The sequence below is a fragment of the Flavobacterium micromati genome (genome assembly GCF_900129585.1).
Classification (GTDB): domain Bacteria; phylum Bacteroidota; class Bacteroidia; order Flavobacteriales; family Flavobacteriaceae; genus Flavobacterium; species Flavobacterium micromati.
In genome coordinates this window covers 121,509-134,354 of record NZ_FQWF01000003.1, presented here as the reverse complement: position 1 = coordinate 134,354, position 12,846 = coordinate 121,509, and the positions used below count along the sequence as shown (strand labels likewise).

The window sequence follows — 12,846 nt, the reverse complement described above, 5'->3', positions numbered from 1 at the left end:
TAAAGTTCTAGTTCTTTTTAACCTTGTGCTTTTTATAGATCTGTACGAGAGTAAAGCGACGTTGAACTTATTAACTATATCGATAGTAAATTTTATATTCACTTTTGAAAATTTATAATTACTTATCGATTCCAATTCTTTTTATAACTTTACTAAAATTATTAAAAATGAAAAAAATCATATTAGCTTTATTTGCTTTTTCAGCATTTTCATGTTCTAAAAGCGAAAAAACGGAATTCTCGCAAGTAGCCTTATCTGAAACTCTTTTGGCAACAGATGGAAATCAAGTTGCTTTCAAAGATATTTTACAAAAATATAAAGGAAAGACATTAGTAATTGAGGTTTGGGCTTCTTGGTGCGGTGATTGTGTGAAAGCAATGCCAAAAATAAAAGAATTACAAGCGCAAAATCCAACCGTTTCCTACTTGTTTATTTCAATGGATAGAGCCGCTGATAAATGGAAAGAAGGTATTGAAAAGCATGATTTACAAGGAGCTCATTTCATGGCAAATGACCAAATGAAAGGGGTTTTTGCAAAAGCAGTTGATGTGGATTGGATTCCCCGATACATCATTGTTGACAAGGAAGGTAAAATCGTTTTATACCGCGCTATAGAAACTGATTTTGAAAAAATTAATGAAACTTTAAAAAAATTGCAATAGCGATTGAGGAGTTCACGCTCCAAAGAAAAACACAAATAAAATAACACAACAAAAATGAGAAAGAAGATTGTTGCAGGAAACTGGAAAATGCATAAAAATGCAGAGCAAACCGAAGATTTATTAAACGAATTAATAGCAAAAATACCAACAGATACTGATGTACAAGTTATTGTTGCTCCTACATTTGTGAATTTAGCTTCTGCTGTAGATCATTTAGAATTCACTAACATTAATGTTGCTGCACAAAATGTTCATCAATCAGAATCTGGCGCTTTTACTGGAGAAATTTCTGCAGACATGTTAAAGAATGTTGGAGTTGATATCGTAATCCTTGGACATTCAGAACGAAGAGCAATTTTTCAAGAAACGGATGCATTGATTGCCAATAAAGTGGATACCGCTTTAGAACATGAAATGACAGTTATTTTTTGTTTTGGAGAAGAATTAAAAGATCGCCAGACTAAAAATCATTTTAATGTGGTTGAAAACCAATTAAAAGAGGGTCTATTTCATATCGAAGCTAAGGACTGGGAAAGTATAGTTTTGGCCTACGAGCCAGTTTGGGCAATAGGAACCGGGGAAACAGCTTCTCCAGAGCAAGCGCAAGAAATGCATGAATTTATTAGACAAACTGTTCAAACTGCCTTTGGTGTTGATATTGCAGAAAATGTTTCGATTCTTTATGGTGGCAGCGTAAAACCTGATAATGCAAAAGAAATTTTCTCAAAACCAGATGTTGACGGTGGTCTTATTGGCGGCGCTGCTCTGAAAGCAGATGATTTTGTAGCAATAGTAAATTCTATTTAGACTTTATTACAGCCATAAAAAAGCGATGAAATAATTAATTTCATCGCTTTTTTTATATTCCAATTTCTACTTGAAAGCGCACATACCAATTCTTTGTTCTGCTGCCATCGAACGAATTCAGAGTATCAAATGTTAGTTCAGTTTGTAGCTTAAAGTTATGTTCCCAAATATATTTAGTCAAACCAAGAGTGTACTGTTTAGAATCGGGCGCCAAAAATTTTATATCGTCTCCTACTTTTTGAGTTGAAAATCTCCCTATAACTTCGTAATTCGAAGGGAAATTGTAACTCAATTGATAATCAAATCCATGACCTACGTATACAAAATTAGATTGCATTGCATCGTTTGGATTGACGGTTACAGCGTTTTTAGCGGTAGTTCTAGACATATAACTGGACATCGCTGCCCATCCATTGTATTTCAATATTGCATCTAGCATTACGGATTTCATTGTGCGTTCCTCAAATAAATCATTCCCTAATTGTCCTTGAGTTCGTCTTGCACGATTATTTTGCTGGAAAGCTCCTGACAGTAATAATTTTGGCGTTTTTTCTCTTATAATATCACCTTCAAAATAAGCACCATCTTTCTCAAATGCACCAAATGGTAGCAATTCTACTTTCCCAGTCAATGCAACACCAGAGTCAGCATTACCAGTAACATTACGTCCTTCACCGGTGGAAATGGCTGTTTTAAAATTGTATGAAAACTTATCTTTATATTCATTTAAATTATGGACTTGAAATCCAAAATCTCTATCAATAGTAAAGCGCGCATTATTAATAGAACGATCGGTCAACTGCAAAGCTCCCGACGAATTTAATCGCTGGCGGTTTCCCGGTAGTTTGGTTTGTCCAAAACTAATATTCCAATTCTTATTTGGTCTGTAAAAAACAACAGCATCGCGAATAATATTAATGTTTTCACCTTCTCGTATTTCGCCAACATCGCCGGGAGCAAATGACAATTGGACGGCATAAAGAAATTTTGGGTTACCTACATAACCATCTAATCGTAGACGCAAGCGCCGAATTTGGCCATCATAAGCGCCTTCCTCACCCTCATTTTCAGTATAAGTAACTCTGTTTTGAACTCGGAATCTAATATTAAGCTGATACAAACTATCTGGAGAAGTAATACCGATTCCTTTACCAAAGCTATAATAAGGTAGCGCCGATAATTTCAAATCGTTATCTAGTTTTGTAGGTATTATATTTTCTTGAGCTGATCCTTTAAAATTAAGGAGCAGTAAAAAAAAAATTATGATTCTTTTCATTGTTAGTTGTGTGTATGGTGCAAATTTAAAATAAAATTTGATTTACAAATACGATTTGATAAGTGATTGTTACCTTTGCAAAAAAAACAAGATGTCAAATATTTATATCGGTTATCATTTTACTATCGAACCCAAAGAATTGGGATCAGAAATTTTGATTGCAGAATTAGGAGAAAAAGCTTTTGAAAGCTTTACAGAGACTGCGAACGGTGTTTCGGCTTTTGTGCAAAAAGATTTATGGGACGAAATGATTCTTAATGATATTCAAATTTTGCAGTCGGAGGAGTTTACAATCGATTATATTTTTGAAGAAATCGAGCAAGTGAACTGGAACGAAGAATGGGAAAAGAATTTTGAAGCTATTAATGTTGACGGGAATTGTCATGTTCGCGCTCCATTTCATCCTAAAACTAATGCTGAATATGATATTGTAATTGAACCTAAAATGAGTTTTGGAACGGGACATCATGAAACAACCCACATGATGATTCAACATTTATTAGAAATGGATGTTGCTGGAATGAAAACATTAGACATGGGTTGCGGCACAGCAATTTTAGCTATTCTTGCTGAAATGAAAGGTGCACTACCTATTGACGCGATCGACATTGATAATTGGTGTTACCTAAACTCGATTGAAAATGCAGAACGTAATAAATGCACACACATTAGCGTTTATGAAGGTGATGCGGCATTGCTACAAGGGAAAAAATACGATTTGATTATTGCTAATATCAACCGAAATATTTTATTAAATGACATGCAAAGCTATGTTGATTGTTTAAATACAAATGGCACTTTGCTTTTAAGTGGTTTTTATCAAGAAGACATTCCATTTATTGATACCTCTTGTACTGAAAAAGGATTAACTTTTGTTAAAAAACTGGAAAGAAACAATTGGTCATCTTTAAAATTCGTAAACTAGTGTTACTTTTTTCTATTAATTACAAAAGTAAAAATTTCATATTATGAGCACTAAAGAAAAAGTAAGAGAAAAAGTAAGTGGTAAAGAATCAGTTCATTTAAATAATGAAATTGTAGTTTACAACGATGATGTAAACACTTTTGATCACGTTATTGAAACATTAATTCGAGTTTGTGAACACACCCCTGAACAAGCAGAACAATGTTCACTAATTGTACATTATAACGGAAAATGTATTGTAAAAACTGGTGATTATGACAAATTAAAGCTTCAATGTACACGGTTATTAGAAGCAGGAATTAATGCTGAAATCCTTTAAATAAGAGTAAAAAATAAATTAATATTTACAAAGATGGGCTTAACTTTTATTTTAAAAGTTAAGCCCATCTTATTTTTTCTCCTAAATTGACACAATCGTTAAACAGAAAGAGTATTATTTGAGATGAAATCAAAAATGGATAATGCTTTTAAAAAAGTGAAAATTAATGAGGCAATTTATTTTTAAAAACGCCGTAAAGATAAGTTCCTAGAAGTGCTCCAAAGAGAACTATAAAAACAGTCCAAAATCCAGCTCCTATCAAAATAAATATAGGTCCCGGACAAGAACCAACCAGAGCCCAACCTAGTCCAAAGAATAAGCCGCCAAGCCAATAACGAGCAGAACCTTTTTCTTTATCCTCAATTATTATAGGTTCGCCTGAACTATCTTTTACATTGTTTTTTTTAATAATTTGTATTCCAATGATTCCTGTCAAAATAGCGACTGAAATAATGCCATACATGTGAAAGGATTGAAATTGGAACATTTCGTAAATGCGATACCAAGAAACGGCTTCTGACTTAGTCAAAACTATTCCGAAAATGAAACCAACTATTATATATTTTAAAATGTTTTTCATGCTTTGTTTTTTTATCTAAATTGAATTGAAAGGGGTTTTGTCTTAGCTTAATAAAAGTGGCAATAAAAAATGAGCCATAATCAACCCACCAACAAAAAATCCAATTACCGCCTTTAGTGAAGGAATTTGTAGATTACTCAATCCAGAAATAGCGTGACCTGAAGTACAACCGCCAGCATACCGAGAACCAAAACCGATCAAAAGACCACCGACCAGAAGAATTAAAATAATTTTAGGCGAATCAAAAATTTGTGTGCCAAAAAGTGTTTCGGGCATTAATTTACCGTTTGGTGCATCAATTCCCATTGCAGCTAATTGTTCTATTGTTTGAGAATTAATAGCAACGTTTGATGGGTCGCTCATAAAATTCACCGCAACAAAACCACCAATCATTGCACCTGCAACGACTACTAAATTCCACCTTTGTGATTTCCAATCAAAATCAAAAAAAGATACTTTTCTCCCTAGGCCTGCAATAGAACATAGTGAACGTAAATTAGACGACATTCCGAACGTTTTTCCAAAATAAATTAAGCAAAGCATAATCAAACCTATTATAAATCCTGAAACGTACCAAGGCCACGTTTGAAATATTATTTCCATATTTTGATTTTTTTACAAAGATAGCATGCATTTTCAATACAACGAAGGACTTTTCAAGCGAAATGTACTGATTTTGCAACTACGCGAAGCTTGAAAGAATTGTGAAAACTAAAATTGCAGTAGGGAAACTTGATATCACATTTTATATACTGAAAAAATACATTTCTTGCCTAGTGTGACATAAGTTACCATACAGCCTTTTTTGTCCCTATATCTTTGCTTCATAATCCTGATAAAACAATTATGAACAAAATAAATTTTATACTACTCCTTGGAATTATCTCCATTAATGCTTTATACAGTCAAGATACTTTGACCATTTCTAAACAAGATGTTTGGTTAAAAGCATTCGATAAAAATCTCCAAATCAAAATGGCAAATCAAGATTTCAAATCGGCACAAGCGGATTACAGACAATCTAATTCATTGTTTTTACCTAGTATTTCGGCTTCTCATACTGCCATTTCAACAACTAACCCATTAATGGCTTTTGGTTCTAGACTAAATCAGGAAATTTTGACAACCTCTGATTTTGATCCAAGTCGACTCAATAATCCCGCACGAACTAGAAACTTTGCTACTAAATTTGAAATCTTACAACCTTTGATAAATGTTGACGGAATTTATCAAAGAAAAGCTGCTAAAGCCAAGATGGAAGCTTTATCGTTGCAAACAGAACGCACTAAAGAATATCTCGAACTAGAAGTTAGTAAAGCATTCATGGAATTACAATTAGGTTATAAAGCCGTTAGCGTTTTAGAAAAAGCTAATAAGACGTCTGATGCCAATTTACAACTGATTCAAAACTATTTTAAGCAAGGTATACTTCAAAAAACAGATTTACTTTCGGTTCAAGTTCGTGTCAACGAAATTCAAAATCAGTTGCAGTATGCTAAAAGTAATGTACAAAATGCATCTGATTATTTGGCTTTCCTTTTAGATGAAGACAATACAAATAAAGTTTATAAACCAATTGAGGTATTAGAAAATTCGATTATTATCGAAACAATAAATCCTACCCTTTCAATCACTAGAAAAGATATTCAAGCGATGGATAAATCATCTGAAGCTTACGCAAAAATGCTACAATCCAGCAAAATGAACTTTTTACCAAGATTAAATGCTTTTGGAAGTTACGAGTTATACGACGATACACTATTTGGAACTAATGCAAAAGGATACGTAGTGGGAGCGCAATTGTCATGGAGTTTATTCGACGGCTATAAATCAATAGGAAAAATGGTAAAAGCAAAAGCAGAATTCCAAAAATCAGAGATCGAAACACAGCAATACAAGGCTAAAAGCCAAATGGAATTGAACAAAACTAATCGTCAACTTAAAGACGCTGAAAATAAAGTGAATCTTTCTAATCTAGCTTTAGAACAATCGCAGGAGGCATATCGTATTCGCAGCAACCGTTTTACTCAAGGTTTAGAAAAAACAACTGACTTGTTGCAATCAGAAACACTTATGTTTCAAAAAGAATTAGAATTTTTACAAGCTGTTTTTGAATACAATTTCACTCAAAACTATTTGCAATTTTTAACTAAATAAAGGAATCAAAATTCACTTATAATTGCAAAGATCAATTGCAAAATCAATAAAAATAAAACTATGAAAAAAATATTTATATCCGTTTTAGCCCTAGTTCTTCTGGCTTCTTGTAATAGCGAAAAGAAAGAGCAAATTATAAAAGAACCTGCTATTGCTGTAAAAGTGAATGGAGTTTCTGATAACAATACAAGTCCTTATGTAACTGCAAGTGGAAAAATTGAAGCTAAAAACAGTGCTAACTTGAGCACTCGAATGATGGGTTATGTAAATAAAGTCCATGTACAAGTGGGACAAAAAGTAGCTGCAGGACAATTATTAGTTAGTATAAATAATACTGATTTACAAGCTAAAAGAGCGCAAGTAGATGCTAGTATTCTTCAAGCATCAGCAGGTTTTAGCAATGCTAAAAAGGATTATGATCGTTTTGTGAGTTTGTTTAAACAGCAAAGTGCTTCACAAAAAGAATTGGATGATATGACAGCTCGCTACGAAATGGCAAAAGCAGGATTAGAAGGCGCTAAACAAATGAGAAACGAAGTAATGGCACAATTTAGTTATTCGAATATCACAGCGCCATTTTCGGGCGTGGTAACTAATACTTTTATAAAGCAGGGTGATATGGCAAATCCAGGAATGCCATTAGTAAGCGTGGAAGGCGCCACTAAATTGCAGGTTATGGCAATGGTTTCTGAAAATGATATTGCAGCAATTAAAAAAGGAATGCCAGTTAGCGTTTTAGTAAAATCCTCCAATGAGAAATTAAAAGGAAAAGTAAGCGAAGTAAGCATTTCGGCTACTAATACTGGAGGGCAATATTTAGTAAAAGTAGATTTAGATAAAAAAGATGCTACCGTACTATCAGGAATGTTTGTAAATGTTCAGTTTCCAATTGAAAATAAAGTAAACACATCAAAAAGCGAAGTGCTTTTAGTACCAGAATCAGCTTTAGTAAAACAAGGGCAATTATCTGGAATATATACAGTAGGAACTGGAAATGTAGCCATATTGAGATGGTTGCGTATTGGAAAAAGCTTTGGTGAACAAGTTGAAGTTTTATCCGGACTTTCGGCGAATGAGCAATATATCATATCGGCTGACGGAAAATTATACAATGGAGCTTTTGTGAGTGTTCAGTGATCAGTAGTCAGTGTTCAGTAAAAAAATGAGTAGTGGTCAGTGAGCAGTGAGCAGTAAAAAGTATTCTTTGGTCAGCAAGTGAGCAGTGATCAGTTTAAGTAAAGAAGAAGAATTCGTCATTAATTCCGCGTGAGGGATAGCAGTGAAAATCCTTTTTGTATCGTTAATAAACGACACAAAAAGATTGTAACGTATTGCCCGACCCGACCTTTTGGGAGGGTCACGCCCAAATAAATAAATAACAATGCAAGAAGGTATTTCAGGCAAAATAGCCAATTTTTTCATGAACTCAAAACTGACCATCTTATTGATGATTGGTTTAATGATTATTGGAGTTTACAGTTCGTTTTTGATTCCAAGAGAGGAAGAACCACAAATTAATGTCCCAATGGCTGACATTTTAGTAGGTTATCCAGGTGCTAGTCCTACGGAAGTGGAAAGCCGTGTGGCAAAACCACTGGAGAAAATTATATCCAACATAAAAGGCGTTGAGCATGTGCACACTATGGCCATGAATGGTCAAGCGATGTTGATTGTACAGTTTTACGTAGGTCAAGATGTGGAGCGCTCGTATGTAAAATTGTATGACGAGTTAGCAAAACACGAGGATATGTTTCCAAAAGGTGTCTATAAACCAATGGTGAAAACGCGTTCGATTGATGATGTTCCGATGTTAGGAATTACACTTTGGAGTGAAAAAGAGGATGCTTTTCAATTGCGCCAAATTGCTGAAGAAGTGACTTCAGAGATTGAAAAAATAAAAGATGTTGCCATTACTAAAGAAATTGGTGGCAGTAATCGTGCACTAAAAGTAGTTTTAGACAAAGATAAAATGGCCGAAAATGGCGTGGATGCTTTGGGAATTATGCAAATGATTCAGGCTAATAATGGTAGTTCACAATCCGGTGGATTTGTTCAAAATGATCAAGAATATTTAGTGACTACTGGACAATTTTTATCGAATGCTGAGGATGTAGAAAACTTAGTTGTGGGTGTCAATAAAAATATGCCTATTTATTTAAAACAAGTAGCAAAAGTGGTAGATGGGGCTGAAACTCCTCGCAGTTATGTATCTTTTGGTTATGGCAAAGCCAATGAAAAATTTAAAACAGCCAAATCAGAATATCCTGCTGTTACGATTTCTATAGGAAAAGTAAAAGGAGCTGATGCGATGAAAATCTCAGAGAAAATACTTCATAAAGTGGAATTATTGAAGAAAGATTTAATTCCGAATGATGTTCATGTGGAAGTAACCAGAAATTATGGAGAAACAGCTTCAGACAAAGTAGGTGAACTTCTATTTCACTTATTTATTGCAATTGTGGCGGTAACTGTATTAGTGATGCTGGCTATGGGATGGCGCGGTGGCTTAGTGGTGTTTTTCTCGGTTCCTTTGACATTTGCGTTGACTTTATTTAGCTATTATTTATTGGATTATACCTTAAATAGAATTACGCTTTTTGCGCTAGTATTTGTAGTGGGAATTGTGGTTGATGATAGTATTATTATTGCCGAAAATATGCACCGTCATTTCAAGATGAAGCGACTGCCGTTTAAACAAGCTGCTATTTATGCGATAAATGAAGTAGGAAATCCAACTATCCTAGCCACTTTTACAGTAATTGCTGCTATTTTACCTATGGCTTTTGTATCAGGAATGATGGGACCTTACATGAGCCCGATGCCTATTGGAGCTTCGATCGCAATGATTTTATCGCTATTTGTAGCCTTGACCGTAACGCCATATTTAGGATATCATTTACTTCAAGAAAAGGATACGCAAGAACATAAACAATCAGAAGGATTAGAGACAAGTCGTATTTATAAAATTTACAACAAATTAGAGCGTCCATTATTAGAAAGTAGCTCAAAAAGAAGAATTCTTTTAGCGGTGACAGTTTTATTGCTGTTTGGTTCAGTTTTTATGTTTTTCACAAAATCTGTGGTAGTAAAAATGTTGCCTTTTGATAACAAAAATGAATTTCAAGTGGTAATTGATATGCCAGAAGGAACTACGCTAGAACGCACAGCGGCCGTAACAAAAGAAATTGCTCAATACTTATCAGCAAGACCAGAAGTAGTTAATTATCAAAATTACATTGGCACCTCTGCCCCTATCACTTTCAACGGATTAGTACGTCATTACGACATGCGAGGTGGTAGTAATATGGCTGACATTCAGGTTAATTTATTACATAAAGAAGAAAGAACGATACAAAGTCACGCGATTGCTAGAGACATGCGTGCCGCTGTTCAGAAGATTGCTAAAAAATACGGTGCGAATGTGAAACTGATTGAAGTTCCGCCAGGACCGCCAGTTTTATCGACATTAGTTGCTGAAATATATGGAGGGCCTAATTATGACGAACAAATAAAAGTCGCTAAGCAAGTAAAAACTATTTTAGAAAATACTTCCGATGTAGTGGATATCGATTGGATGGTTGAAGACAATCAAGTCGAGTACAAACTGGAAGTGGATAAAGAAAAAGCGATGCTTAACGGAATCGCTCCGCAACAAGTGGTTGGAAATTTGACCTATTTGTTGAAAGAATATCCGATTTCTAATTTGTACGACGAAAATTCAAATGACAATGTAGCTATTGTTCTTTCGCTAGACGATAAAGATAAAAGTAGTTTGCAAGACATTCAGAATTTAAAAATAAAAGGAAATCAAGGTAATATGATTCCGATAAGTGATTTGGTAAAAGTAAAAATAGATACTCTACAAAAAACGATTTACAGGAAAGATCAAAAACGTGTAGTTTATGTGACTGCTGATATGGCTGGAGCATTAGAAAGTCCTGTTTATGCAATTTTAGGAATGAGCGAACAACTGACTAAAATGAAAGTACCAAAAGGGTATAAAGTAGATGAATTGTATATGGAACAACCTACTGATGAAAGCAATTTTACTGTAAAATGGGATGGAGAATGGCAAATTACGCTGGAAGTCTTTCGTGATTTAGGTGTTGCATTTTTAGTAGCAATTGTCATTATTTACATGCTGATTGTAGGCTGGTTTCAAAACTTTAAAACACCAATTGTAATGATGTTAGCTATTCCGCTATCGTTGATCGGGATTGTTTTTGGACATTGGTTGTTAGGTGCATATTTTACAGCGACTTCTTTCATTGGTATGATTGCTTTAGCAGGTGTTATGGTTCGAAATTCGGTTTTACTGATTGATTTTATCGAAATTAGATTGCAGGACGGAGTTCCATTAAAACAAGCCATCATTGAAGCTGGAGCTGTGCGAACCTCACCTATTTTGTTGACCACAGGAGCAGTAGTTATTGGAGCATCCATTATCTTATTTGACCCATTATTTCAAGGATTAGCGATTTCATTAGTGTTTGGTGCGATAGTTTCTACTATTTTGACATTGCTAGTCGTGCCATTAATTTATTATATCGTAGAGCGAAAAAAATGGGAGGCTTCCCTCAGCCCCTCCGAAGTAGGGGAGTCTAAACCTGATATTTCTGAAAAAATGTAAAAGCAATCTATTCCTTAACAGTCTTTAAATATTAATTATTAGAGACTTGGACTTTGGACTGGAGCTTTGAAATTTGGACTAAGGACTTTAGATTTTGAATTTTAGATTTTAGATTTTGGATTTTGGAATTTGAACACTGGACTTTGGACTTTAAAATTTGGAATTTGCCTTTTGGACTCTTGACTACGGATTATGGACTTTCTACCCTGGACTTAAAAATTTAAATGAAAAAAAATATGAAACTACTAATTATAACCGCTGTCTTAGATTTTGAAAAAGACATCAAGAATATGCTTAAAAAAGTTCATGTTAAAACCTTTACTTACAAAGAAGTAAGGGGTTTTACAGATCTTTCAGAGGAAGCAATAGAGAGCAATTGGTTTGCTGGTGATATGGATGAAACAGAGTCAATATTATTTTACGCTTTTGTTAAAAAAGAAAATATCGACCCCTTATTTGAGTTGGTTACTGAATTCAATAGTAAACAAGTAACCATGTCAAACATTCACATTGCGGTATTAAATATCGAAAAATCTAATTAATAACAACTAAATCAGAGGACGAGATTGCTTTGTACCTCGCAATGACAATATGAAAAACAGAATAGTAAGATTCGTAGCCGGAAGTTTTATATTAATAAGTTTGCTTTTATCAATTTATGTTGACCAAAATTGGTTGTGGTTTACTGCATTTGTAGGAGCCAATTTATTACAATCATCTATTAGTAAATGGTGTTTGATGGATACTATTTTAGCGAAATTAGGTGTGAAGGATTAGCTGTTTAAGTGATTAGAGTAAGGACTTTTTACTAAGGAGCAAGGACCTCATACTACTGACTAAAAAAAATTAATAGTATCAAATAAACTTCTGTTTATCTTTGTACCACTAATTTATAATTTGCTAAAACATTTACAAATTATTTAATATTACAGAATTATGAACAACATGAACAAACCTCTTCTTTTCATCGCAATGTTAATTATTGGTGTTTCTTGCGTTGGTACCAAATCTACTTTGAAGAATGTAGATGACACTGCGCCAAATCTAATGCTATCTAATGAAAATACTTTTGTCATTGCCAATTATAGCACCGATAAAAAATACGGTTATGACGCTGATTACCCAATAAACATTTTTTATTACAACACATTGAACGATACTGCCAACCAACAGCGATTTTTAAATGCTTTAGCTGGACCAAAAGGAGAAAAAATTAGCTTTGTAAAACTAGAAAGTTGCTGTCCTTTCCCAACGAAGAGAACTGACCTAGGTGCTGGATTTCTTGATGTCTATGAACTAAAATGGACTGGACAAAAAAAACCAATTAAACTGTATTTAAATATTTACGAAAAAGGAATTTTGATGGTTCCTGTTGGGCTTACTTTAAAGAAAAAATAGGATTGTAACAGTATCCCTTAGCCCTAATAGAAGTGGAAATCCTTTTCCTTTTATGAAAATAAAAGGAAAAGATTGCAACGTATAGCAGGAAA

At 34.0% G+C, this 12,846-nt stretch carries 13 protein-coding genes; 10 read left to right on the top strand and 3 right to left on the bottom strand.

The annotated features are described in order from the left end of the window. Positions 1 to 167 precede the first annotated feature (167 nt). Together BUB42_RS04275 and tpiA are read left to right on the top strand one after the other, a co-directional pair. Positions 168 to 662, top strand: a complete 495-nt coding sequence (locus BUB42_RS04275; RefSeq protein WP_073017554.1) for a TlpA family protein disulfide reductase — start codon at positions 168 to 170, stop codon at positions 660 to 662. Positions 663 to 716: 54 nt separating this feature from the next. Beyond that, positions 717 to 1,469, top strand: a complete 753-nt coding sequence (gene tpiA, locus BUB42_RS04270; protein ID WP_073017552.1) for a triose-phosphate isomerase — start codon at positions 717 to 719, stop codon at positions 1,467 to 1,469. Positions 1,470 to 1,521: 52 nt separating this feature from the next. Here the strand turns inward: tpiA and BUB42_RS04265 are convergent, their stop codons facing one another. Then, entirely contained in the window at positions 1,522 to 2,745 is a 1,224-nt protein-coding gene (locus BUB42_RS04265; protein ID WP_073017550.1) for a porin, read from the bottom strand. Positions 2,746 to 2,836: 91 nt separating this feature from the next. Here BUB42_RS04265 and prmA point away from each other — a divergent pair, with 91 nt between their 5' ends. Further along, a complete protein-coding gene (gene prmA / locus BUB42_RS04260) occupies positions 2,837 to 3,670 on the top strand; it encodes a 50S ribosomal protein L11 methyltransferase (protein WP_073017548.1) in 834 nt (277 codons plus the stop codon). Between the two features lie 43 nt (positions 3,671 to 3,713). Then, entirely contained in the window at positions 3,714 to 3,989 is a 276-nt protein-coding gene (locus tag BUB42_RS04255; protein ID WP_073017546.1) for an ATP-dependent Clp protease adaptor ClpS, read from the top strand. A 163-nt stretch (positions 3,990 to 4,152) separates the two neighbouring features. Here the strand turns inward: BUB42_RS04255 and BUB42_RS04250 are convergent, their stop codons facing one another. Next, the gene (locus BUB42_RS04250) at positions 4,153 to 4,569 is read right to left on the bottom strand and encodes a DUF6691 family protein (protein ID WP_073017544.1); all 417 of its coding nucleotides are present in this window, start codon (positions 4,567 to 4,569) and stop codon (positions 4,153 to 4,155) included. 42 nt (positions 4,570 to 4,611) lie between these two features. Continuing rightward, positions 4,612 to 5,172 carry a YeeE/YedE family protein gene (locus BUB42_RS04245; protein WP_073017542.1) on the bottom strand — a complete coding sequence of 187 codons (561 nt, stop codon included), beginning with the start codon at positions 5,170 to 5,172 and terminating at the stop codon, positions 4,612 to 4,614. A gap of 243 nt (positions 5,173 to 5,415) precedes the next feature. Here BUB42_RS04245 and BUB42_RS04240 point away from each other — a divergent pair, with 243 nt between their 5' ends. The 6 genes from BUB42_RS04240 to BUB42_RS04215 all read left to right on the top strand — a co-directional run bounded on the left by BUB42_RS04240 (position 5,416) and on the right by BUB42_RS04215 (position 12,754). Continuing rightward, complete coding sequence (locus BUB42_RS04240) at positions 5,416 to 6,726, top strand: TolC family protein (protein ID WP_073017540.1); 1,311 nt, start codon at positions 5,416 to 5,418, stop codon at positions 6,724 to 6,726. Positions 6,727 to 6,786: 60 nt separating this feature from the next. Next, positions 6,787 to 7,863 carry an efflux RND transporter periplasmic adaptor subunit gene (locus tag BUB42_RS04235; protein WP_073017538.1) on the top strand — a complete coding sequence of 359 codons (1,077 nt, stop codon included), beginning with the start codon at positions 6,787 to 6,789 and terminating at the stop codon, positions 7,861 to 7,863. A 244-nt stretch (positions 7,864 to 8,107) separates the two neighbouring features. Further along, entirely contained in the window at positions 8,108 to 11,356 is a 3,249-nt protein-coding gene (locus tag BUB42_RS04230; RefSeq protein ID WP_073017535.1) for an efflux RND transporter permease subunit, read from the top strand. Positions 11,357 to 11,592: 236 nt separating this feature from the next. Next, positions 11,593 to 11,898 (top strand): hypothetical protein, encoded by a 306-nt coding sequence (locus tag BUB42_RS04225; RefSeq protein ID WP_073017852.1) that lies wholly within the window; start codon positions 11,593 to 11,595, stop codon positions 11,896 to 11,898. A 49-nt stretch (positions 11,899 to 11,947) separates the two neighbouring features. Next, positions 11,948 to 12,133 carry a YgaP family membrane protein gene (locus BUB42_RS04220; RefSeq protein WP_073017533.1) on the top strand — a complete coding sequence of 62 codons (186 nt, stop codon included), beginning with the start codon at positions 11,948 to 11,950 and terminating at the stop codon, positions 12,131 to 12,133. A 168-nt stretch (positions 12,134 to 12,301) separates the two neighbouring features. Then, positions 12,302 to 12,754 (top strand): 2-dehydro-3-deoxyphosphooctonate aldolase, encoded by a 453-nt coding sequence (locus BUB42_RS04215; RefSeq protein ID WP_073017850.1) that lies wholly within the window; start codon positions 12,302 to 12,304, stop codon positions 12,752 to 12,754. The last annotated feature ends 92 nt before the right edge of the window (positions 12,755 to 12,846 follow it).

Excerpts from the sequence above, each read along its gene's own strand:
- BUB42_RS04275 (WP_073017554.1), top strand. The coding sequence starts at position 168 with ATGAAAAAAATCATATTAGCTTTATTTGCTTTTTCAGCATTTTCATGT.
- tpiA (WP_073017552.1), top strand. The coding sequence starts at position 717 with ATGAGAAAGAAGATTGTTGCAGGAAACTGGAAAATGCATAAAAATGCA.
- BUB42_RS04265 (WP_073017550.1), bottom strand. The coding sequence starts at position 2,745 with ATGAAAAGAATCATAATTTTTTTTTTACTGCTCCTTAATTTTAAAGGA.
- prmA (WP_073017548.1), top strand. The coding sequence starts at position 2,837 with ATGTCAAATATTTATATCGGTTATCATTTTACTATCGAACCCAAAGAA.
- BUB42_RS04255 (WP_073017546.1), top strand. The coding sequence starts at position 3,714 with ATGAGCACTAAAGAAAAAGTAAGAGAAAAAGTAAGTGGTAAAGAATCA.
- BUB42_RS04250 (WP_073017544.1), bottom strand. The coding sequence starts at position 4,569 with ATGAAAAACATTTTAAAATATATAATAGTTGGTTTCATTTTCGGAATA.
- BUB42_RS04245 (WP_073017542.1), bottom strand. The coding sequence starts at position 5,172 with ATGGAAATAATATTTCAAACGTGGCCTTGGTACGTTTCAGGATTTATA.
- BUB42_RS04240 (WP_073017540.1), top strand. The coding sequence starts at position 5,416 with ATGAACAAAATAAATTTTATACTACTCCTTGGAATTATCTCCATTAAT.
- BUB42_RS04235 (WP_073017538.1), top strand. The coding sequence starts at position 6,787 with ATGAAAAAAATATTTATATCCGTTTTAGCCCTAGTTCTTCTGGCTTCT.
- BUB42_RS04230 (WP_073017535.1), top strand. The coding sequence starts at position 8,108 with ATGCAAGAAGGTATTTCAGGCAAAATAGCCAATTTTTTCATGAACTCA.
- BUB42_RS04225 (WP_073017852.1), top strand. The coding sequence starts at position 11,593 with ATGAAACTACTAATTATAACCGCTGTCTTAGATTTTGAAAAAGACATC.
- BUB42_RS04220 (WP_073017533.1), top strand. The coding sequence starts at position 11,948 with ATGAAAAACAGAATAGTAAGATTCGTAGCCGGAAGTTTTATATTAATA.
- BUB42_RS04215 (WP_073017850.1), top strand. The coding sequence starts at position 12,302 with ATGAACAAACCTCTTCTTTTCATCGCAATGTTAATTATTGGTGTTTCT.